Here is a 21,039-nt window from a genome sequence, read left to right on the forward strand (position 1 = left end):
CATGAACTACAACAACCCAACCCAGCTGCAAGCCGCCATCCTCGACTGGGCCGGCACCGTGGTCGATTTCGGTTCCTTCGCACCGACCCAGATCTTCGTCGAAGCCTTCGCCGAGTTCGACGTCCAGGTTTCCATCGAAGAAGCCCGTGGCCCGATGGGCATGGGCAAATGGGATCACATCCGTACCCTGTGCGATCAGCCGCAGGTTGCCGAGCGCTATCGCAAGGCGTTCGGCCGCACCCCGACCGACGATGACGTGACCGCGATCTACAACCGTTTCATGCCGCTGCAGATCGAGAAAATCGCCGAGCACTCGGCGCTGATTCCCGGCGCTCTGGAGACCATCGCCAACCTGCGTCAGCAAGGGATCAAGATCGGTTCCTGCTCGGGTTATCCGAAGCAGGTGATGGACAAGGTCGTGGCACTGGCCGCCACCAACGGCTACATCGCCGACCACGTCGTGGCCACCGACGAAGTGCCGAATGGCCGCCCATGGCCTGCCCAGGCCCTCGCCAACGTGATTGCGCTGGGCATCGACGATGTCGCCGCCTGCGTGAAGATTGACGACACCGTACCGGGGATTCTCGAAGGCCGTCGCGCCGGGATGTGGACCGTGGCGCTGATCTGCTCCGGCAACGCGCTGGGCCTGGATTACGAAGGCTATCGCGCACTGGGCAGCGACGCGCTGGCCAGTGAGCGCAAACGCATTCACGCGCTGTTCGAAGGTTCGCGCCCGCACTACATGATCGACACCATCAGCGACCTGCCGGAAGTGATCGCCGACATCAACAAGCGCCTGGCCTACGGCGAGATGCCGCAAAGCAGCTGATTGCAACCATCGCGGCAAACAAAAACGCCAGTGTCTGCCCGACACTGGCGTTTTTTTATGGGTGTTTTCAGTCAAATCGCTGACTCAGCTCAGTGAAAGCTTTTTTAGCCTCGGGCAAACGCGCCAAAGGGGATTACAGTTAAGGCATGCCGTCGCAGAACGGCACGCTTGAGCCCTGAACCGTGAGGAACGCCGTATGCCGTGGACAAATTCCGAATCCCGTTACAGCACCGTGTCGATCCTGTTGCACTGGCTGATGCTGGTGCTGTTGGTGCTGGTGTACGCCAGCATGGAATTGCGCGGGCTGTTTCCCAAGGGCAGCGGCGGTCGCACGCTGATCCGCGAAGTGCATTACATGCTCGGGCTGACCGTGTTCGTGCTGGTCTGGTTTCGCCTTTTCGCCCGCAGCCTGGGCCCGGCGCCGAAAATCTTCCCGGCCTCGCCACAATGGCAAACCACCCTCGCACGCCTGATGCACTGGGCCTTGTACCTGTTCATGATCAGCATGCCGATCCTCGGCTGGCTGATCACCAGCGCCGAGGGTCATCAGGTGATGTTCTACGGTTTCGACCTGCCGTTGCTGGTGAGTGAAGACAAGGCGTTCGCCAAAGACGTTGAACACTGGCATGTGCTGATCAGCACCATCGGCTACTGGCTGATCGGCCTGCATGCGCTGGCGGGGATCTATCACCATTACGTGGTGCGCGATAACACGCTGCTGCGGATGATGCCTAAGCGCAGCCAGGGTTAACCGTCGAGTCCGCGCCGGCCCTGCAAGCCGCCGGTGTGGACGAAGATCAAGCGCAACCCCCGGGCAAAGCGGCCCGCCTCAATCTGTTGTTTGAGCACCAGCAAGGCTTTGCCGGTGTACAGCGGTTCTAGGGGAATGCCGCTGGCCTGTTCGGTTTGCACGATGAATTCAAGCAGCGCCGGATCGACCTTGGCGAAACCGCCACGGCTGGCGTCGATCAGTTCGTAGCCTCCAGCCTTGCCCACAATCGCCTCGACATTCGCCGCGACGCCGTGATCGTCGGGCACGGCCATTGCGCCGTACACCGCATGTTGTCCGGCCTCTGCCAACACCAATCCCGCGAGGGTGGTGCCCGTGCCACAGGCCAGCCACCAACCATGGTAGTCGTCCCAGCCGAGCTTGCCGAGTTGTTGACTGACCTGCTCCTTCAATGACGCGCAACCCTGCGCGCCCGGCAAACCGCCACCCCCTTCGGGCACCGGATGCAGCGTCGGATATTGCGCAAGCCAAGGCTGCCAGAACCCCGGCTCATGCCGCGCCCGATAACCGCCATAACCGAGCCAGTGCAACTGCATGCCGAAATCCTGCAGATCCCTGACCGTTGGCGTGTCTTGCGGATGCCCGCGCAACAGCCCGACCGTGGCGAATCCCAGGCGTTTGCCGGCAGCCGCCAGTGCATGCAGATGATTGGAGTGCGCACCGCCCAGGCTGATGATGCCTTCGGCACCCGCGCGGTCGGCGGCTTTCAGGTGTTCGACGAGTTTGAACCACTTGTTGCCGCTGATCAGCGGATCGATCCGGTCGAGACGCAGGATCGCGACGTCAATGCCGGCGGCGGTGAGCCAGTCCAGATCAAGCGGTTCGAGGGGGGCTGGGGCCAGCCAGTCGGTGGGAGGCAGAAACATGAAGGCCGGCTCTGTGCAAAGAGCCGGCATTCTAGGGTGGATCAGAGCTCGGCGGCCAGACGCGAACCCTGATTGATCGCACGTTTGGCATCCAGCTCGGCCGCCACATCGGCGCCGCCGATCAGGTGCACGTTCTGCCCGGCTTCGACCAGACCGTCGTGCAGCTCGCGCAGCGGATCCTGGCCGGCGCAGATGACGATGTTGTCCACCGGCAGCACTTGCGGCTCGCCAGTCTCACCGATGCGGATGTGCAGGCCTTCGTCGTCGATCTTCAGGTATTCGACGCTGTTGAGCATCTGCACCTGCTTGTTCTTCAGACCGGTGCGGTGAATCCAGCCGGTGGTCTTGCCCAGACCGTCGCCGACCTTGGATTTCTTGCGTTGCAGCAGGAACACGTCGCGCGCCGGTGCGTGCGGTGCAGCCTTGATCCCGGCCACGCCACCACGGGCTTCCAGATGGGTGTCGATGCCCCACTCTTTCCAGAACGCGGCGCGATCCTGACTGGTGGCCACGCCTTCATGGACGAGGAATTCCGAGACGTCGAAACCGATACCGCCGGCGCCGATCACCGCCACACGCTTGCCGACCGGTTTGCGCTCGAGCAGCACATCCAGGTAGCTCAGCACTTTGGCGTTCTCGACGCCCGGAATCGCCGGAAGACGCGGCGCAATGCCGGTCGCCAGAATGACTTCGTCGTAACCGCCTTCGACCAGTTTTGCCACGTCAACGCGGGTGTTCAGGCACACCTCGACGTTGGTGGTCTGCAGTTTGCGTTTGAAGTAACGCAGGGTTTCGTAGAACTCTTCCTTGCCCGGCACACGTTTGGCGACGTTGAACTGGCCACCGATTTCGCTGGCCGAATCAAACAAGGTCACCTGATGCCCGCGCTCGGCGGCCACGGTGGCGGCGGACAGACCCGCAGGACCGGCACCGACCACAGCGATCTTCTTGATCTGCTTGACCGGCAGGTAATTAAGTTCCGTCTCGTGGCAGGCACGCGGGTTGACCAGGCAACTGGTGAGCTTGCCGCCGAAGGTGTGATCCAGGCAGGCCTGGTTGCAACCAATACAGGTGTTGATTTCGTCGGCGCGGCCTTCAGCAGCCTTGTTGACGAAGTCCGGGTCGGCGAGGAACGGCCGCGCCATCGAAACCATGTCGGCATCGCCTTCGGCGAGGATCTGCTCGGCGATTTCCGGGGTGTTGATGCGGTTGGTGGTGATCAGCGGGATATTCACCGAGCCACGCAGCTTGGCCGTGACCTTGCTGAACGCCGCACGCGGCACTTTGGTGGCGATGGTCGGGATCCGCGCTTCGTGCCAGCCGATGCCGGTGTTGATGATGGTCGCGCCGGCCTGCTCGATGGCTTTGGCCAGGGTGACGATTTCTTCCCAGGTGCTGCCGCCTTCCACCAGGTCGAGCATCGACAGGCGGAAGATGATGATGAAGTTCGGGCCGACCGCTTCACGCACACGGCGAACGATTTCCACCGGCAGGCGCATGCGGTTTTCGTAGCTGCCGCCCCAACGGTCGGTGCGGTGGTTGGTGTGGGCCGCGAGGAACTGGTTAATGAAATAACCTTCCGAGCCCATGATCTCCACACCGTCGTACTCGGCGGTCTGGGCCAGTACTGAGCAAGTGACGAAATCGCTGATCTGTTTCTCGATGCCTTCCTCGTCCAGTTCCTTGGGCTTGAACGGGTTGATCGGCGCCTGAATGGCGCTCGGTGCAACCTGTTTCGGGCTGTAGGCATAACGGCCGGCGTGGAGGATCTGCATGCAGATCTTGCCGCCCGCATCATGCACGGCGCGCGTCACGATGCGATGCTTGAGCGCTTCTTCCTCGGTGGTCAGCTTGGCCGCGCCGGAGTACACGCCGCCCTCGTCGTTCGGACCGATACCGCCGGTGACCATCAGGCCCACGCCGCCACGGGCACGCTCGGCGAAGTACGCCGCCATGCGTTCGAAACCACCCGGCTTCTCTTCAAGGCCGGTGTGCATCGAGCCCATCAGGGTGCGGTTGCGCAGCGTGGTGAATCCCAGGTCCAGCGGGGCCAACAGGTGCGGGTATTGAGTGGCGGTCATCGTTAACTCCACAGCAGCGATCACGGAAAATGCGGGAGCTCTGCGTCCCCCGTCAGTCATGTTCGACAGATTAGGAGTCGCATCGCTGTCACTCAATGACCGTAACTGACAAGTTATTGATCCAAATGCGCAGCGCCCCTTGGCAAGCCGGGGCTGGCGCCCTACCCTGTCCGCACACCCTGTACCCGGTTGTTGTTGGATTTCATGCGCAAACTTCTGTACCTGACTTTTTCCATGGCGCTCATCGCCGCGCTCACCTTCTACGCCATGTGGGCGGCTGACCGCCCGGCCGGTCATTACCTGTCGGACCTGCGGATCAAACTCGCGGTCGATCAGGGCACGCCCGCCGACCGTGGCAACCTGCTGGGCATCCAGCCCGAGCTGTTCCCCACCGACTACCAAAGCCCCGAACGCCTGCACCGCAAGCTCGCCGCCTATCTGCAGCAGGCGCAGGACCAAGGGCTGTTGAATGAAAAAACCGTGGTCATCCTGCCGGAACATGTCGGCACCTGGCTGATGATCAGCGGCGAGAAAGACGAGCTGTACCAGGCCGCCACCCTCGCCGAAGCGATGAACTGGCTGGCCGCGAGCAATCCGGTGCAATTTGCTCGCGCCTGGCTCACCGCCAAGGGCAGCAGTCGTCTGGATGACGCGCACCTGCGCATGAAGTCCCGGGACATGGCCAAGGACTATCAGGCGCTGTTCGGCGGTCTGGCCAAGGAATTCCACATCACCCTGGTGGCCGGCTCGATCGTGCTGCCTGAACCGAACATCACCGATGGCCGGCTCAAGGCCGGCAGTGGTGCGCTGTACAACAGCACCGTTGTGTTTGGCCGCGATGGCGCCCCGCTCGGCCAGCCACAACGGCAGATGCGTCCGATCTTCGATCAGGACGAGCCATCCGGCACCCGCGAAGCTTCCCGGATCAATGTGATCGACACCCCGGCCGGACGCCTCGGCGTATTGATCGGCAGCGACAGTTGGTATCCGGACAACTACCGCAAACTCGACGAACAAGGCGCACAGTTGATCGCGGTGCCTGCGTTTGTCGTCGGTCATGGCGTGTGGGATCAACCGTGGAAGGGTTACAAGGGCTTGAGCGTGCCGGACTCGGTCAGCCTGAAACCAGGAGACGTCAGCGAAGGCCAGGCCTGGCACCAACTGACCCTGACCGCGCAACCGTCGGCCAGCAAGGCGCTGGCCGGTATGAGTGTGTTCCTGCGCGGGCAGTTCTGGGACAAACCGAGTTCCGGGCAAAGTTTCCTCAGCAGCAACGGCCAGCAATTCGCCGACAGCGAAGCCCGCGGCGCGCGCCTGCTGAACCTCTGGTTGTAACCCATGAAACCGCAGCCGATGCGTCTCGGGGATCTGTCGGTGGGCTTCGTCCACAGCCTGGCCGATGCCGTGCGCAGCCATGACATCGATCCGCTGCCATTGCTCGAACAGTACGGCCTGGATGCCGCGCGACTGGCCGAAGCCGGGGCGCGTCTGTCGATCCCGCGCTACATGCGCCTGGGGCATGGCGCGATCCAGCTGACCGGCGATCCGGCATTGGGTTTGCGCATGGGCCAACTCAGTCGCTTGAGTCAGGCCGGGCTGGCCGGCGTGACTGCCGCGCAGGCGCCGACCGTGCGTGAAGCTGCCCGCTGCCTGACTCGTTTCGAACCGTTGTACGGCTCCAACTATCGCGGCCAGTCGAGTTTCCACGAGGACGCCAGCGGTGCTTGGCTGCGCTTCTACTCGATCAGCCCGTACAACGCTTACAACCGCTTTGTGGTGGATTCGATCATTGCCGGCTGGCTGCATCAGCTGTCCAGTGTCAGCCCCGAGCCGTTGCGCGCCGAACGGATCGAAATCGAGTTCGACAGTCCGGATTATCGCGACGCCTATGCCGTACTCGGCGAATGCCCGATCCAGTTCGGCGCCGAACACAATCAACTGCGCCTGGGCCTCACCAGCCTGGCCCAACGCAACCCGGAGCATTGCCCCAGCACCTGGAAACATTTGCTCGGTTTGTGTGAACGGGAACTCGAGCAATTGACCCGCACCCGCAGCCTGCGCGAACGCATCACGCAATTGCTCGGGCCTTTGCTCAATGGTGGCCGGGAACCGGATCTGGAAGAAGTGGCGGCACGCCTGAAGCTGCCGACCTGGACGTTACGGCGAAAGCTGGCCGAAGAAGGCACGCAGTTTCGCGCGATCCTCAATGACACCCGCCGTGATCTGGCGATGACCTACATCCGCGACACCGAACTGGCATTCGGTGAAATCGCCTACCTGCTGGGGTTTGCTTCGGCCGAAGCTTTCCAGCGCGCCTTCAAGCGCTGGAACGGCCAGACACCGGGCGAATTTCGCCGCAGTCACCGCAAGACAGGCTGACGCCTTACAGCTCGGTAGCGTCTTCCGCAGGCTCTGGTGAATCCAGTTCGTAAGCCTGGAATTCGAGCAGTTCTTCTTGATAGTCATCCATTGCGTAATCCCCCTGACGCTTGCTTGAAATGGCCTGGAACAAATGACCAGTGCCTCGAGCATAAAGTGCCCGTGTGAAGGAAAAATGAAACGCGTCCTTCATGAAATAAACGTAGCAGGCAGTCAGGAATTTATCGCGGGATATTTTTCGACGGGGCTTGCAGGAAGAAGCTCAAGGGAGACAACAAAACGCCACGCGTCCGACAGGGGTCGGAGGCGTGGCGTTAAGTTTACTGCCCGGAGGCAGGCATGGCCGGAATCGGCTCGGAGGGCGGCGGCATGTCCGTCGGGTTGGCCGGCGGCGTGATGGTTTCCGTCGCGGGCGCAGGCTCGGTAACCGGTGCCGGGGTGATCGGCGCGGCTTCGGCCGGCGGTGCTACCGGCTCGGAACTGGCCGGGGTCGCTTCTGCAGGCGCTGGCGTCGGTGCCGCAGCGGGCTCGGCGGCCGGCGCTGGGGCCGGGGTCGGTTCAGCCGCAGGGGCTGGAGCCAACGGAGCCGGCGCTGGCTTGGCTTCCGGCACACCCAGATCGGTCTTCGGCTTTTCGGTGATGTGGGCGGCTTTCTTCGCATCGGCCGGCAGGAACAGCTCGACCAGCGTGAAGAAACGCTCGTAGAACTTCTGCGACGACACGGTTTCGCTGGCGACCTTGACCATCGAATCGTCAGACGAGCCGATCGGCATCGAGACCGAGCCCAACACGCCAACCCCAAGGCTGGCCGAGTTGTTGGTCTTCTTCAGCGCGTAGCGGTCCTGCAGTGCGTTGGCGAACACGGTGGCGTGATGGCCGGCGCTGCCATCATCGGCGCACACCACGTTGAAGCTGATCTCCAAGTGGGTTTCGCCGGTCTGCTGGAAGCTCTTGTGCCCGCTGACCAGTTTCGGGTCATTGCTGGTAATAATGTAGCCCTGGCTGAGCAACGCTCGGCGGGCCGCTTCGCAACTGGCGGTGTCGGTCACCGGGTAATTGCGCGAAAAGGTGCCGGAGTCGTCGAAATTCTCATGCTCGTAGATAGGCTTGTCCTTGGAGCAGCCGGCAGCGGCGGTCAGCAACAACGCCAACCCGATGAAACGCACGGGAATAGAATTCAACATTAAACATCCTGAGGGAAAACGGTCCGGGGCGTATTGTGCAACAGATCGCTGCCCCGCGGCGTATGGATTAGTGTCTTAAAACAGTTACAACTCTACCGGTCATGGGCGACAGGAAAAAGTCGCGCCGATAAATGATCGATGAACACGCGCAATTTGGCGGTTGCATGCCGGCTTGATGGCCACAGGACCCAGAACTGCCCGACGTGCTCCAGATGCTCCTCCAGCACGCGCTGCAGGCGACCCTGCTGCTGCGCTTCATGGATCATGAAGTCCGGCAGACATGCGATGCCCATGCCCGCCAGCGCCGCATGCCGCACGGCTTCGATCGACGTACTGACCAGGCGTGCTGGCAAGGTCGGCTCGGGAGCGCCCTCCTCGCGTTTGAACGGCCAGGACTCCAGTTTGCCGGTGGCGTGAAACGTATGGCGCAGGCAGTCGTGCTCCGCCAGATCGGCCGGGGTCAGCGGTTCGCCGCGCTCGCGCAGGTACGCAGGACTGGCCACCAACACCATGTGAAACTCGCCCAACGGTCGTGCCATCAGTCGCGAATCTCGCGGTTTACCCGTCCGGATCACCGCATCGAAGCCTTCTTCAACCACATCGACCATACGATCGGTCAGGTCCAGATCCAGTTCGATCTGCGGGTACAACGCCATGAACTCGTTCATGACCGGCATCACCAGGTCATGCACCTGCGGCAGGCTGACCCGCAACTTGCCGTGAGGCGCCGCTGCGGCGTCACACAGTTCAAACTCCGCCGCTTCCACTTCGGCCAGAATCTTGCGGCAACGCTCCAGAAACAGCGCGCCTTCGCTGGTCAGCGTGATGCTGCGGGTGGTGCGGTGAAACAACCGCACATTGAGCCGTGCTTCCAGGCGGGCGATGCTTTTGCCGACCGCCGACGAAGACACGCCCTGCAAGCGGCCGGCCTCGGTAAAGCTGCGGGTTTCCGCCACCTGCACGAACACCGAAATACTGCCCAGGCTATCCATTCATCTCTCCCTGATTCACGACATTCTTGTCCGAGATGTTCGGAACCCTAACCTGTTTTTCCCGAATGTGCAGCGCCCTACCCTATGGCCTTCGTCTCCTTTGGCAAAATGGAAACCCGCCCATGAACGATGCGCCACTCACTTCCCCCACGCTCGCCGGCACCGTCGAGCCCGCAGAACGCTTACCGCTGGGTGCATTGCTCGCACTGGCCACCGCCGGATTCATCACCGTGCTGACCGAGGCGATGCCCGCCGGATTGCTGCCACAGATGAGTACGGGACTTGATGTCTCTCAGGCACTGATCGGGCAACTGGTCACGCTGTACGCCATCGGTTCGATGCTGGCAGCAATTCCCCTCACCATTGCCACTCGGGGCTGGCGTCGACGCCCGCTGTTACTAGCGGCCATTGGTGGGTTTGCCATCGCCAACAGCATTACTGCGTTGTCGGAGCTGTACTGGCTGACCCTGATTGCACGCTTGATCGCAGGCGTGTTCGCCGGGCTGCTGTGGGCTTTGCTGGCGGGGTACGCGAGCCGGATGGTGGCACCTCACTTACAAGGCCGGGCGATTACGGTGGCCATGCTCGGGGCGCCGCTTGCGCTGTCGCTGGGCATTCCCGCCGGGACGCTGCTGGGCACAGCAGTCGGCTGGCGCCTGAGCTTCGCGATCATGACCGGGCTGACCGTGCTGCTGGTGATCTGGGTGCGTTGGCAAGTACCGGACTTCGCCGGTGAACGCGCGGGAAAACGCTTGCCACTGCGTCAGGTGTTTACCTTGCCGGGCGTGCGATCCGTGTTGTTTGTGACTTTGTCCTACGTCGTCGCGCACAACCTTCTGTACACCTACATCGCGCCCTTTCTGGAGCCATCGGGACTTGCCGCAGAAATCGACCGGGTGTTGCTGGTGTTTGGTCTGGCATCGGTACTGAGCCTGTGGATCGTCGGCAGCCTGATTGATCGCTGGCTGCGTCAGCTGGCACTGGTCAGTGCCACGCTGTTCCTGCTGTCGGCGATCGCACTGGGCCTGTGGCGCGAATGGCCGGGCGTGGTCTACACCGCCACCGCCGTCTGGGGCCTGGCGTTCGGCGCGATGCCCTCGCTGTTGCAGACGGCCCTGGCAAAAACTGCCAAGGAGGCTGCCGATACCGCGCAATCGATGCTGGTGACCCTGTGGAATGTCGGCATTGCCGGCGGCGGGCTTGCGGGCGGTCTGTTGCTGAACAATCTGGGCGTCGGGAGTTACCCGTGGCTGGTCGCAGGTCTGTTGCTGCTGACTCTGTATGCGACCATCAATGCCCGAAGACATGGCTTCCCGAACGCCGGATAGCGCGCATAAAAAAGCCCCGGATTTTCATCCGGGGCTCAGGTCTTGCGGCTCAACCAGGCATCAGAAACGCTTGATGTCGGCTTCGGCTTCCAGCTGCTTGCGGTACGCCGCGAAGTCCTGCTGGCCCACACGCGATGCGAGGAAGCGACGGTATTGCGCTTTCTCTTCATCGGTCGGAGCCGCTGCTTCGTTCACGCCGTTCAGACGCACGATGGTCAGGCTGCCATCCGCCAGCGTTACGCTGGTGAAGGTCGGCTTGTCCTTGGCGGCCGGTTTCGGCATGCGGAACAACGCTTGCAGCACTGCCGGATCAACGCCTTCCTGAGCGCGGTTCGCCGCTTCAGTGACTTTCCAGCTTTGACCGTCCACCGCCTTGTCCAGCGGGGTCTTGCCATCACGCAGACTGGCAATCAGTTGCTCCGCTTTGGTCTTGGCAGCAGCGCTGGCGTGCTCTTTGGTCAACTGGGCGCGAATGGCGGTGGCCACGCTTTCCAGCGGCAATTGAGTCGGCTTGAGGTGCTCCTTGGCGCGCAGCACGATCACGGTTTCCGGATCCAGCTCGATGGCGGTACTGTTGGCACCCTCTTCCAGCACTTCGGTGCTGAACGCAGCAGTCACAACGGCACGGTTGGCTGCAACGCCTTCGCCACCTTCACGGCCGAACGGCTTGGAGGTGTGCACGGTCAGTTTCAGATCCTGCGCCGGCTGGGCCAGGTCGGATGCTTCGAACGACGAGTCTTCCAGTTGCTTGGTCGCCTCGACGAAACGCTGCTCGACTTGCTGGGTTTTCAGCTCGCGGGTCAGCTTGTCTTTCAGGCTGGCCAGCGTCGGCACTTCAGGCGCCTCGACACCCAGCAGCTTGATCAGGTGGAAACCGAAGTCGGTACGAACCGGCTCGGAAACCTGATCCTTGTTCAGCGAGTACAGGGCTTTCTCGAAGGCTGGATCGTAAACGCCAGGACCGGCATAACCGAGGTCACCGCCATTGTTGGCCGAACCCGGATCCTGCGAGAACTCCTTGGCCAGCGCTTCGAACTTCTCGCCCTTGGCCAGACGCGCCTGGACTTCTTCGATCTTCGCCTTGGCCTGAGCTTCGGTGGTCTTGTCGTTGACTTCGATCAGAATGTGCGCCGCACGACGCTGTTCCGACAGGTTGGCGATCTCTTTCTGATACGCCGCCTGCAGGTCTTCGTCCTTGACGGCGACCTGATCGAAGAACGAAGCCTTCTTCAGCTCCAGGTAATCGATGACCACTTGATCCGGGGTCATGAATTCCTTGGCGTGCTCGTCGTAGTAAGCCTTGACCTCGTCATCGGTCAGCTTCACGGCCGAAGGGTCAGCCTTGATGTTCAGCGTGGCGAAGTCGCGGGTCTGTTTTTCCAGACGGGCGAAGGCCAGCACCTGAGCGTCGGTCACGAAACCGCTGCCCGCCACACCGGCGCGCAGTTGGCCGATCAGCATTTCCTGAGCCAGCATCTGGCGGAACTGCATGCGGCTGTAGCCCAGTTGACGGATCACCTGATCGAAACGGTCGGAGCTGAACTTGCCATCGACCTGGAATTCAGGCGTCTGCAGGATCACTTGGTCCAGGGCCGCTTCGGAGAAAGCGAATTTCGATTGTTCTGCGCCTTGCAGCAGCAGCTTGCGATCGATCAGACCCTTGAGGGCCGATTCGCGCAGCATTTTTTCGTCCAGCAAGGAAGCGTCGAAATCCTTGCCCAGTTGTTGCATCAGCTGACGGCGTTGCATATCCACCGCCTGGCTCAGCTCGTTCTGGCTGATTTCTTCACCGTTGACCTTGGCCGCCTCATTCTTGTGAGTCGTGGCCTGGAAAATGGCGTCGAAACCGGTCAGAGCCATCAGTGCAACGATGACTCCGATAATGGTCTTGGCAATCCAGCCTTGTGAATTGTCCCTGATATTCTGCAGCATGCGTCCCCCAGAAACGGTTGAACTTCAAAATTAGGCAACCGTGGAGCGTGGGTAGAATCCGGATAGAAGAAAGGCGCATCCGAGGATGCGCCTTCTCGTAACTGGCGGAGCGGACAGGGCTCGAACCCTCGATCCCGGTGTGACAGGCAGCTATTCCAACCGCCTGCTCTACCGCTCCGCTGCCAAGTCAGGCATGACCCCGACCCGGATGGGTAAAAACCTGAATCAAACTTAGTTGACGGCTTCTTTCAGGGCTTTACCGGCTTTGAAACCTGGCTTTTTGGCTGCCGCGATTTCCAGAGTCTTGCCGGTCTGTGGGTTACGACCGATGCGAGCTGGACGATCAGTCACGGAGAAAGTACCGAAACCAACCAGAACAACGGAGTCGCCAGCCTTGAGAGCGCCAGTGACGGATTCGATTACAGCGTCCAGCGCACGGCCAGCAGCAGCTTTCGGGATATCAGCGGATGCAGCGATAGCATCAATCAGTTCCGACTTGTTCACTCTAAGTCCCCTTATATCTATTTGAGTATGATTCTAAGTTTTTTGGTGAAAGCAAAAACGAGTGCTGAATGGCCTACAGACACTTAAGAGCCGCTTTATAACAAGGGCTCTAAAAAGCTGTCAAGGAAGCCCCCCAGGCAAAAGCGTATTAATGCGTGCTAATTCTTTCCTTAGAGTCAGACTCACGTTTTTCGTCCTTGGCAACTATCTCCGGAGCCACATCCGGCAAGGGCTCCGGCGCGTATTGCAGCGCAATTTGCAGGACCTCGTCAATCCATTTAACCGGTTTGATCTGCAGATCCTGCTTGATATTGTCAGGAATCTCCTTCAGATCGCGCACGTTCTCTTCCGGAATAATCACTGTCTTGATTCCGCCACGGTGAGCGGCCAGCAGTTTTTCCTTCAGACCGCCAATGGCGAGGACTTGACCACGCAGGGTGATCTCGCCGGTCATGGCGACATCGGCACGCACCGGAATGCCGGTCAATGCAGAAACCAGCGCCGTGCACATGCCTACACCGGCGCTCGGGCCGTCTTTCGGCGTAGCGCCTTCCGGCATGTGGATGTGGGTGTCGCGCTTCTCGTGGAAGTCCAGCGGAATGCCCAGGCTCTTGGCACGGCTACGCACCACGGTCAGGGCCGCAGTGATCGATTCGACCATTACGTCACCCAGCGAACCGGTCTTGATCAGTTGACCTTTGCCCGGCACCACAGCGGCTTCGATGGTCAGCAGTTCGCCGCCCACCTGAGTCCAGGCCAAGCCGGTCACTTGACCGATCTGATCCTGCTGCTCGGCCAGACCGTAGCGGAACTTGCGAACGCCGAGGAAATGCTCCAGCAGATCAGCTGTCACTTTTACCGAGAAGCGTTTTTCCAGCGCGTGCTCTTTGACCGCCTTGCGGCAGACCTTGGCAATCTGCCGCTCGAGGCCACGCACACCGGCTTCGCGGGTGTAATAACGGATGATGTCGCGGATCGCTTCTTCGTCGAATTCCAGCTCGCCCTTCTTCAGGCCGTTGGCTGCAATCTGCTTCGGCGACAGGTACTTGACCGCGATGTTGATCTTCTCATCTTCGGTGTAGCCCGGCAGACGGATGACTTCCATCCGGTCCAGCAGCGCCGGCGGAATGTTCATCGAGTTCGAGGTGCACAGGAACATCACATCCGAGAGGTCGTAATCGACTTCCAGATAGTGGTCGTTGAAGTTGTGGTTCTGCTCCGGATCGAGCACTTCCAGCAACGCCGACGCCGGGTCGCCACGCATGTCGCTGCCCATTTTGTCGATTTCATCGAGCAGGAACAGCGGGTTGCGCACACCCACCTTTGTCATCTTTTGAATCAATCTTCCTGGCATCGAACCGATGTAAGTCCGACGGTGACCACGGATTTCCGCTTCATCACGCACGCCACCGAGGGCCATGCGCACGAATTTGCGGTTGGTGGCATGGGCGATCGACTCGGCCAGCGAGGTTTTACCCACGCCCGGAGGACCGACCAGGCACAACACAGGGCCACGGATTTTCTTCACGCGTTTCTGTACGGCGAGGTATTCAAGGATGCGTTCCTTGACCTCTTCGAGGCCGTAGTGATCGGCGTCGAGAATGTCTTCGGCGCGAGCCAGGTCCAGACGCACCTTGCTCTGAGCCTTCCACGGCACCTGAACCAGCCAGTCGATGTACGAGCGCACCACGGTGGCTTCGGCGGACATCGGCGACATCTGCTTGAGCTTGTTCAGCTCGGCAGTGGCCTTGGCCAGGGCATCTTTCGGCAGACCGGCAGCGTCGATACGCTTTTTCAGGTCTTCGATTTCGTTGTGGCCTTCGTCGCTGTCGCCGAGCTCTTTCTGAATGGCCTTCATCTGCTCGTTCAGGTAGTACTCGCGCTGACTGCGCTCCATTTGCTTTTTGACGCGGCCACGAATGCGTTTTTCGACTTGCAACAGGTCGATCTCGGCGTCCAGCAAGGCCAGAACGTGCTCGACCCGGGCCGACAAATCGATGATTTCGAGGATTTCCTGCTTCTGCTCGATCTTCAGCGCCATGTGCGCGGCCATGGTGTCTACCAGGCGGCCAGGCTCGTCGATGCTGTTGAGCGACGACAGGACTTCAGCCGGGACTTTCTTGCCCAGCTGCACATATTGTTCGAACTGCGATAGCAGGCTGCGCACGAACACTTCGGATTCGCGCTCGGCGGCGTCGACTTCGTCGATCAGCGAGACTTCGGCACGGCAGTGGCCATCGACTTCGCTGAAGCGCTCGACAGCGCCACGCTGCTCGCCTTCGACCAGCACCTTGACGGTGCCGTCAGGCAGTTTGAGCAGCTGCAGAACAGTGGCGATGGTACCTACGCGATAGAGAGCTTCTTCACCGGGATCGTCGTCAGCCGGGTTTCTCTGGGCCAGCAGCAGGATCTGCTTGTCGCCCGTCATCGCGGCCTCGAGGGCTTCGATGGATTTCTCGCGCCCCACGAACAGCGGGATAACCATGTGCGGATACACAACGACATCACGCAATGGCAGGAGAGGCAATTCGATGGTGGTCTTCATGATTTCGCCTCTACGGCGGCCATATGGCCGTAATCAGATGGAATTAAGCTTGAAACCAAGATGGGGGCTGACTTGAAAAAAAACAAGCGCAAAGGGGATGTAAAAAACGACATAAAAAAAAAGAGGCCCGAAGGCCCCTTCTTTGTTCCGGCAGACCGGGCGCTTACGCGTCCGGTGCAGCCTTGGCAGCCGGCTCACTGTTTTCGTAGATATACAGTGGCTTGGACTTGCCTTCGATCACGCTTTCATCGATCACGACTTTGCTCACCTCGGACTGCGAGGGGATTTCATACATCGTGTCGAGCAGCACACCTTCGAGAATCGAACGCAGGCCACGGGCACCGGTTTTACGTTCCAGGGCACGCTTGGCGACCGATTTCAGAGCGTCGGAACGGAATTCCAGATCCACGCCTTCCATCTCGAACAGCTTGGCATACTGTTTGGTCAGGGCATTTTTCGGCTCGGTGAGAATCTGCATCAAAGCAGCCTCATCCAGCTCGTCCAGCGTCGCGAGAACTGGCAGACGACCAACGAATTCCGGGATCAGACCAAACTTGACCAGATCGTCAGGCTCGACTTCACGCAGGGATTCACCGACTTTCTTGCCTTCTTCCTTGCTGCGCACTTCTGCGTTGAAACCGATGCCACCCTTGGTGGAACGGTTCTGAATGACCTTCTCCAGACCGGAGAATGCGCCACCGCAGATGAACAGGATGTTACGGGTATCAACCTGAAGGAATTCCTGCTGCGGATGCTTGCGGCCACCTTGCGGCGGAACGGAAGCGACCGTGCCTTCGATCAGTTTGAGCAAGGCCTGCTGCACGCCTTCACCGGAAACGTCCCGGGTGATCGACGGGTTGTCGGACTTGCGCGAAATCTTGTCGATTTCGTCGATGTAGACAATGCCCATCTGGGCTTTCTCTACGTCGTAATCGCACTTCTGCAGCAGCTTCTGAATGATGTTCTCGACGTCTTCACCCACATAACCCGCCTCGGTGAGGGTGGTTGCGTCGGCGATGGTGAACGGAACGTTCAGCAAGCGGGCCAGTGTTTCGGCCAGCAGGGTTTTACCGGAGCCTGTCGGGCCGATCAGCAGGATGTTGCTTTTGCCGAGTTCGACGTCGTCAGCCTTTTTGTCACGCTGGTTCAGACGCTTGTAGTGGTTGTACACCGCTACTGCCAGAACCTTCTTGGCACGTTCCTGACCAATTACATATTGATCAAGGATGCCGCTGATTTCTTTAGGCGAAGGCAATTTATGCGCGCTGCTTTCGGCCTGTGCTTCCTGCACCTCCTCGCGGATGATGTCATTGCACAGGTCGACGCACTCGTCGCAGATAAAGACCGAGGGGCCGGCAATCAATTTGCGCACTTCATGCTGGCTTTTGCCACAGAAGGAGCAATAGAGCAGCTTGCCGTTGTCCTCGCCGTTGCGGGTGTCAGTCATTCGTTCGATCCAAATCCGATAGGCTTGCAACACAAGATGAAGGCTATTGCGGGCTTTTTCAAGCCCGCCGCTGATCAGACGCGCCGACCAAGCCTATTTTGAGCTGCTTATTTTTAAGCTGGGCGCTGGTTGATCACTTCGTCGATCAGACCGTATTCCTTCGCAGCTTCTGCACTCATGAAGTTGTCGCGGTTGGTGTCGCGCTCGATTTCTTCAAGCGTACGGCCGCTGTGCTTGGCCATCAGCGTGTTCAGACGCTCGCGGATGAAGAGGATTTCCTTGGCATGGATTTCGATGTCCGATGCCTGGCCCTGGAAACCGCCCAGTGGCTGGTGAATCATCACGCGCGAGTTCGGCAGGCAGAAACGCTTGCCAGGTGCACCGGCCGTCAGCAGGAATGCGCCCATGCTGCACGCCTGACCGATACAGGTAGTCGATACGTTTGGCTTGATGAACTGCATGGTGTCGTAGATCGACATGCCCGCTGTCACCGAACCGCCCGGGGAGTTGATGTAAAGATGGATGTCCTTGTCCGGGTTTTCCGCTTCAAGGAACAGCAATTGCGCGCAAATCAGGTTGGCCATGTAGTCCTCTACAGGACCCACCAGAAAAATTACTCGTTCCTTGAGAAGACGCGAGTAGATGTCATAGGCGCGCTCGCCACGAGCAGATTGCTCGACAACCATCGGGACCAGGCCGCCGGCGGCCTGGATATCAGAGTTCTGCTGAATATAGGAATTACGGAACATGCTCTGCAGTCACTCCCAAATAGTCATGTCTTGAATACGCATAAGCCAGCTCGAAGGCTGGCTTATGGTGTGTGCTTCTAACGCAAAAACAATCAGTCGGCTTTTGGAGCTTCTACCGGCTTGACCGCTTCTTCGTAAGAGACCGATTTGTCGGTCACGCTAGCTTTCTGCAGAACAGTATCCACAACTTGTTCTTCCAGCACAACCGAACGAACTTCGTTCAGTTGCTGGTCGTTCTTGTAGTACCAGGACACGACCTGCTCAGGCTCTTGGTAAGCCGAAGCCATTTCCTGGATCATTTCGCGAACGCGGGCTTCGTCTGGCTTCAGGTCGAACTGCTTGACCACTTCGGCCACGATCAGACCCAGTACAACGCGACGCTTGGCTTGTTCTTCGAACAGCTCGGCCGGCAGTTGGTCTGGCTTGATGTTGCCACCGAACTGCTGAACAGCCTGCACGCGCAGACGGTCAACTTCGTTGGACAGCAGAGCCTTAGGCACTTCGATCGGGTTGGTGGCCAGCAGACCGTCCATTACCTGATTCTTGACCTTGGATTTGATCGCTTGACGCAGTTCACGCTCCATGTTCTTGCGAACTTCGGTGCGGAAACCGTCGATGCCGCTTTCCTTGATGCCGAATTGAGCGAAGAACTCTTCGTTCAGCTCAGGCAGCTTTGGCTCGGAAACGGTGTTTACAGTCACGGTGAACTCAGCGGTTTTGCCAGCCAGGTCCAGGTTCTGATAGTCCTCTGGGAAGGTCAGGTTCAGAACGCGCTCTTCGCCGGCTTTAGCACCAACCAGACCTTCTTCGAAGCCAGGGATCATGCGGCCGGAACCCAGTACCAGCTGAGTGCCCTTGGCGGAACCGCCAGCGAATACTTCGCCGTCAACCTTGCCAACGAAATCGATGTTCAGCTGGTCTTCGTTCTGGGCAGCGCGATCGGCCACTTCGAAACGGGTGTTCTGCTTGCGCAGGATGTCCAGCATCTTGTCCAGATCGGCGTCAGCCACGTCAGCGCTCAGACGCTCAACGGTGATGCCTTCGAAGCCGGCAACGGTAAACTCAGGGAACACTTCGAATACGGCTACGTATTCCAGGTCCTTGCCAGCTTCGAGCGACTTAGGCTCGATCGATGGCGAACCGGCCGGGTTCAGCTTCTGCTCAACCACAGCTTCGTAGAAAGATTTTTGAATCAAGTCGCCGATCGCTTCCTGACGTGCGTCAGCACCGAAACGACGTTTGATTTCGCTCATTGGCACTTTGCCTGGACGGAAGCCAGCAATTTTGGCTTTCTGGGCAGTCTGCTGCAGACGCTTGTTGACCTGGCTCTCAATCTGCTCAGCCGGCACGGTGATGCTCATGCGGCGCTCAAGAGCAGTAGTATTTTCAACAGAAACTTGCATGGATATTCCTCGTTGCACAGACGTTAGCCGGCCGTTTCCGACCCAAGAATCAAGGGCAAGCATTCTAGTAGGTCAAACTCAAGAAGTCACCCTACTGAAAACGGGTAAAAAAACAGCAGGCCATTTGAAGGCGGGGACAAACGGTTGCGCCTCGCCCCTGTTAGCAAATACAGCCAATTCAAGCCAGGGCTCTGCGCCAACCTCTTCTATATATAGAGGCGGTTGAATCATCTCCCTGACAGCCGACCTCGCAAGCGAGGCCGACGGGCAGCGCAGCATCATCGAGCAACATTAATACGACGAAGCACCCTGCCCTGCGACCCGAAACCTGCAGCCGCCAAAATCCGAAACCGTAAAACAAAAAAGGCGCCAGACTGTTAAATCTGGCGCCTTTCGGAATATGGGGTGGACGATGGGGATCGAACCCACGACAACGGGAGTCACAATCCCGTGCTCTACCAACTGAGCTACGCCCACCATATTGCGTGTCAAAGAAGCCAAACAACTTCTTTGTAGAACTTCACCCGGCCAACGGCATGAATGAAGCTTTGATTGGTGCGGATGAAGAGACTCGAACTCTTACGCCTCGCGGCGCTGGAACCTAAATCCAGTGTGTCTACCAATTCCACCACATCCGCGGATGAAGCTTTTTAAAGCAAAGGCGCCAGACTGTTACATCTGGCGCCTTTCGAAATATGGGGTGGACGATGGGGATCGAACCCACGACAACGGGAGTCACAATCCCGTGCTCTACCAACTGAGCTACGCCCACCATATCGCGTTACTTGTGCCAATGCTGCCTAATGGCGCACCCGGCAGGACTCGAACCTGCGACCATCCGCTTAGAAGGCGGATGCTCTATCCAGCTGAGCTACGGGCGCCTTGTTAGCTGTACCCTTGGAGGACTACAAACTAAGTGCTTTCCAGTCGTTCGAAACCGTAATTTCGTTCGACCTTCTTAACCAGTGCTAGGCTGTGCCCGACAAGTGCGACGAATAGTATAGAGCGACCTGAAGGTCGTCAAATCCTTTTTGAAAAAAATTCATTTAATTAAAGGGCTTAGGGGAATTTGCTGACCAAGCGCCTTTGCCCTCACCGTTTGACATGCGAGAATGCGTTCTCTTTTTTTCCCCTCTCGATGGTTAATCACGCGCAATGACTGCACAACTAATCGACGGCAAATCAATCGCCGCCAGCCTGCGCCAGCAGATCGCCCAACGGGTAGCCGAACGTCGCGAGCAAGGCTTGCGCACTCCCGGCCTCGCGGTGATCCTGGTCGGCAGCGATCCTGCCTCTCAGGTTTATGTCTCGCACAAGCGTAAAGACTGTGAAGAGGTCGGCTTCCTCTCTCAAGCCTACGACCTGCCTTCCGAAACCACTCAGGAAGCACTGACCGATCTGATCGATCGACTGAACGACGACCCGGCAATCGACGGCGTTCTGCTTCAGCTTCCCCTGCCGGAGCACCTGGACGCTTCCAAACTGCTGGAGCGTATCCGCCCGGACAAGGACGTCGATGGTTTCCATCCTTATAACGTCGGCCGTCTGGCCCAGCGCATTCCGCTGCTGCGTCCGTGCACCCCGAAAGGCATCATGACCCTGCTGGAAAGCACCGGTGCCGATCTGTACGGGATGGACGCAGTCGTTGTCGGCGCTTCCAACATCGTCGGTCGCCCGATGGCGATGGAACTGTTGCTGGCCGGTTGCACCGTGACCGTCACCCACCGCTTCACCAAGGATCTGGCCGGTCACGTCGGCCGTGCCGATCTGGTGGTCGTGGCCGCCGGCAAGCCGGGCCTGGTCAAGGGCGAGTGGATCAAAGAAGGCGCGATCGTGATCGACGTCGGCATCAACCGTCAGGACGACGGCAAACTGGTCGGTGACGTCGTGTACGAAACAGCCCTGCCCCGCGCCGGCTGGATTACCCCGGTACCGGGCGGCGTCGGTCCGATGACCCGCGCCTGCCTGCTGGAAAACACTCTTTACGCGGCAGAAACCCTGCACGCCTGA

Annotated in this window: 17 protein-coding genes and 4 tRNA genes; 6 read left to right on the forward strand and 15 right to left on the reverse strand. The window is 59.5% G+C overall.

Annotated features, from left to right (window positions below; all coding sequences use genetic code 11):
* Position 1: 1 nt before the first annotated feature.
* Positions 2-829, forward strand: coding sequence for a phosphonoacetaldehyde hydrolase (gene phnX / locus AC0R79_RS20125; protein WP_474731455.1), 828 nt, complete (start codon positions 2-4; stop codon positions 827-829).
* 196 nt (positions 830-1,025) lie between these two features.
* Positions 1,026-1,580 (forward strand): cytochrome b, encoded by a 555-nt coding sequence (locus AC0R79_RS20130; protein ID WP_085608334.1) that lies wholly within the window; start codon positions 1,026-1,028, stop codon positions 1,578-1,580.
* Here the strand turns inward: AC0R79_RS20130 and AC0R79_RS20135 are convergent.
* Positions 1,577-2,485 (reverse strand): 1-aminocyclopropane-1-carboxylate deaminase/D-cysteine desulfhydrase, encoded by a 909-nt coding sequence (locus AC0R79_RS20135; protein WP_474731456.1) that lies wholly within the window; start codon positions 2,483-2,485, stop codon positions 1,577-1,579. The genes AC0R79_RS20130 and AC0R79_RS20135 overlap by 4 nt on opposite strands.
* A gap of 41 nt (positions 2,486-2,526) precedes the next feature.
* Positions 2,527-4,566 (reverse strand): oxidoreductase, encoded by a 2,040-nt coding sequence (locus AC0R79_RS20140; RefSeq protein WP_179694384.1) that lies wholly within the window; start codon positions 4,564-4,566, stop codon positions 2,527-2,529.
* A 204-nt stretch (positions 4,567-4,770) separates the two neighbouring features.
* On the opposite strand from AC0R79_RS20140, the gene AC0R79_RS20145 reads away from it, so the two are divergent.
* Positions 4,771-5,901, forward strand: a complete 1,131-nt coding sequence (locus AC0R79_RS20145) for a nitrilase-related carbon-nitrogen hydrolase (protein ID WP_007951551.1) — start codon at positions 4,771-4,773, stop codon at positions 5,899-5,901.
* Positions 5,902-5,904: 3 nt separating this feature from the next.
* Positions 5,905-6,945: an AraC family transcriptional regulator gene (locus tag AC0R79_RS20150; protein WP_474731459.1), complete on the forward strand. Its 1,041-nt coding sequence runs from the start codon at positions 5,905-5,907 to the stop codon at positions 6,943-6,945.
* A 4-nt stretch (positions 6,946-6,949) separates the two neighbouring features.
* On the opposite strand, the gene AC0R79_RS20155 is transcribed toward AC0R79_RS20150, so the two are convergent.
* The 3 genes from AC0R79_RS20155 to AC0R79_RS20165 form a co-directional block, all read right to left on the reverse strand.
* Complete coding sequence (locus AC0R79_RS20155) at positions 6,950-7,138, reverse strand: hypothetical protein (RefSeq protein WP_139834508.1); 189 nt, start codon at positions 7,136-7,138, stop codon at positions 6,950-6,952.
* A gap of 127 nt (positions 7,139-7,265) precedes the next feature.
* A complete protein-coding gene (locus AC0R79_RS20160) occupies positions 7,266-8,129 on the reverse strand; it encodes a DUF2242 domain-containing protein (protein WP_474731461.1) in 864 nt (287 codons plus the stop codon).
* Between the two features lie 92 nt (positions 8,130-8,221).
* Positions 8,222-9,121 (reverse strand): LysR family transcriptional regulator, encoded by a 900-nt coding sequence (locus AC0R79_RS20165; protein WP_474731462.1) that lies wholly within the window; start codon positions 9,119-9,121, stop codon positions 8,222-8,224.
* A 122-nt stretch (positions 9,122-9,243) separates the two neighbouring features.
* On the opposite strand from AC0R79_RS20165, the gene AC0R79_RS20170 reads away from it, so the two are divergent.
* Positions 9,244-10,449: an MFS transporter gene (locus tag AC0R79_RS20170; RefSeq protein ID WP_474731464.1), complete on the forward strand. Its 1,206-nt coding sequence runs from the start codon at positions 9,244-9,246 to the stop codon at positions 10,447-10,449.
* Positions 10,450-10,509: 60 nt separating this feature from the next.
* Here the strand turns inward: AC0R79_RS20170 and AC0R79_RS20175 are convergent, their stop codons facing one another.
* The 10 genes from AC0R79_RS20175 to AC0R79_RS20220 all read right to left on the reverse strand — a co-directional run bounded on the left by AC0R79_RS20175 (position 10,510) and on the right by AC0R79_RS20220 (position 19,910).
* Complete coding sequence (locus AC0R79_RS20175) at positions 10,510-12,381, reverse strand: SurA N-terminal domain-containing protein (RefSeq protein ID WP_127798829.1); 1,872 nt, start codon at positions 12,379-12,381, stop codon at positions 10,510-10,512.
* 231 nt (positions 12,382-12,612) lie between these two features.
* Positions 12,613-12,885 carry an HU family DNA-binding protein gene (locus AC0R79_RS20180; protein WP_002552737.1) on the reverse strand — a complete coding sequence of 91 codons (273 nt, stop codon included), beginning with the start codon at positions 12,883-12,885 and terminating at the stop codon, positions 12,613-12,615.
* A gap of 148 nt (positions 12,886-13,033) precedes the next feature.
* Complete coding sequence (lon, locus tag AC0R79_RS20185) at positions 13,034-15,430, reverse strand: endopeptidase La (protein WP_007951557.1); 2,397 nt, start codon at positions 15,428-15,430, stop codon at positions 13,034-13,036.
* Between the two features lie 163 nt (positions 15,431-15,593).
* On the reverse strand, positions 15,594-16,877 hold the full coding sequence (clpX, locus tag AC0R79_RS20190; RefSeq protein ID WP_007951558.1) for an ATP-dependent Clp protease ATP-binding subunit ClpX: 1,284 nt from the start codon (positions 16,875-16,877) through the stop codon (positions 15,594-15,596).
* Between the two features lie 113 nt (positions 16,878-16,990).
* Positions 16,991-17,626, reverse strand: coding sequence for an ATP-dependent Clp endopeptidase proteolytic subunit ClpP (gene clpP / locus AC0R79_RS20195; protein ID WP_007951559.1), 636 nt, complete (start codon positions 17,624-17,626; stop codon positions 16,991-16,993).
* 92 nt (positions 17,627-17,718) lie between these two features.
* On the reverse strand, positions 17,719-19,029 hold the full coding sequence (gene tig, locus AC0R79_RS20200) for a trigger factor (protein ID WP_375747487.1): 1,311 nt from the start codon (positions 19,027-19,029) through the stop codon (positions 17,719-17,721).
* Positions 19,030-19,430: 401 nt separating this feature from the next.
* Positions 19,431-19,506: transfer RNA gene (locus AC0R79_RS20205), tRNA-His, on the reverse strand.
* Between the two features lie 76 nt (positions 19,507-19,582).
* Positions 19,583-19,667 (reverse strand) — tRNA-Leu (locus tag AC0R79_RS20210).
* A gap of 58 nt (positions 19,668-19,725) precedes the next feature.
* A tRNA-His gene (locus AC0R79_RS20215) sits at positions 19,726-19,801 on the reverse strand.
* A gap of 32 nt (positions 19,802-19,833) precedes the next feature.
* Positions 19,834-19,910: transfer RNA gene (locus AC0R79_RS20220), tRNA-Arg, on the reverse strand.
* A gap of 274 nt (positions 19,911-20,184) precedes the next feature.
* On the opposite strand from AC0R79_RS20220, the gene folD reads away from it, so the two are divergent.
* Positions 20,185-21,039, forward strand: a complete 855-nt coding sequence (folD, locus tag AC0R79_RS20225) for a bifunctional methylenetetrahydrofolate dehydrogenase/methenyltetrahydrofolate cyclohydrolase FolD (RefSeq protein ID WP_085608325.1) — start codon at positions 20,185-20,187, stop codon at positions 21,037-21,039.

The sequence above is a fragment of the Pseudomonas sp. HD57-3 genome, assembly GCF_056113135.1.

What these genes read in the sequence shown, in the direction of transcription:
- phnX (WP_474731455.1), top strand. Translation starts at nt 2, where the DNA reads ATGAACTACAACAACCCAACCCAGCTGCAAGCCGCCATCCTCGACTGG.
- AC0R79_RS20130 (WP_085608334.1), top strand. Translation starts at nt 1,026, where the DNA reads ATGCCGTGGACAAATTCCGAATCCCGTTACAGCACCGTGTCGATCCTG.
- AC0R79_RS20135 (WP_474731456.1), bottom strand. Translation starts at nt 2,485, where the DNA reads ATGTTTCTGCCTCCCACCGACTGGCTGGCCCCAGCCCCCCTCGAACCG.
- AC0R79_RS20140 (WP_179694384.1), bottom strand. Translation starts at nt 4,566, where the DNA reads ATGACCGCCACTCAATACCCGCACCTGTTGGCCCCGCTGGACCTGGGA.
- AC0R79_RS20145 (WP_007951551.1), top strand. Translation starts at nt 4,771, where the DNA reads ATGCGCAAACTTCTGTACCTGACTTTTTCCATGGCGCTCATCGCCGCG.
- AC0R79_RS20150 (WP_474731459.1), top strand. Translation starts at nt 5,905, where the DNA reads ATGAAACCGCAGCCGATGCGTCTCGGGGATCTGTCGGTGGGCTTCGTC.
- AC0R79_RS20155 (WP_139834508.1), bottom strand. Translation starts at nt 7,138, where the DNA reads ATGAAGGACGCGTTTCATTTTTCCTTCACACGGGCACTTTATGCTCGA.
- AC0R79_RS20160 (WP_474731461.1), bottom strand. Translation starts at nt 8,129, where the DNA reads ATGTTGAATTCTATTCCCGTGCGTTTCATCGGGTTGGCGTTGTTGCTG.
- AC0R79_RS20165 (WP_474731462.1), bottom strand. Translation starts at nt 9,121, where the DNA reads ATGGATAGCCTGGGCAGTATTTCGGTGTTCGTGCAGGTGGCGGAAACC.
- AC0R79_RS20170 (WP_474731464.1), top strand. Translation starts at nt 9,244, where the DNA reads ATGAACGATGCGCCACTCACTTCCCCCACGCTCGCCGGCACCGTCGAG.
- AC0R79_RS20175 (WP_127798829.1), bottom strand. Translation starts at nt 12,381, where the DNA reads ATGCTGCAGAATATCAGGGACAATTCACAAGGCTGGATTGCCAAGACC.
- lon (WP_007951557.1), bottom strand. Translation starts at nt 15,430, where the DNA reads ATGAAGACCACCATCGAATTGCCTCTCCTGCCATTGCGTGATGTCGTT.
- clpX (WP_007951558.1), bottom strand. Translation starts at nt 16,877, where the DNA reads ATGACTGACACCCGCAACGGCGAGGACAACGGCAAGCTGCTCTATTGC.
- clpP (WP_007951559.1), bottom strand. Translation starts at nt 17,626, where the DNA reads ATGTTCCGTAATTCCTATATTCAGCAGAACTCTGATATCCAGGCCGCC.
- tig (WP_375747487.1), bottom strand. Translation starts at nt 19,029, where the DNA reads ATGCAAGTTTCTGTTGAAAATACTACTGCTCTTGAGCGCCGCATGAGC.
- folD (WP_085608325.1), top strand. Translation starts at nt 20,185, where the DNA reads ATGACTGCACAACTAATCGACGGCAAATCAATCGCCGCCAGCCTGCGC.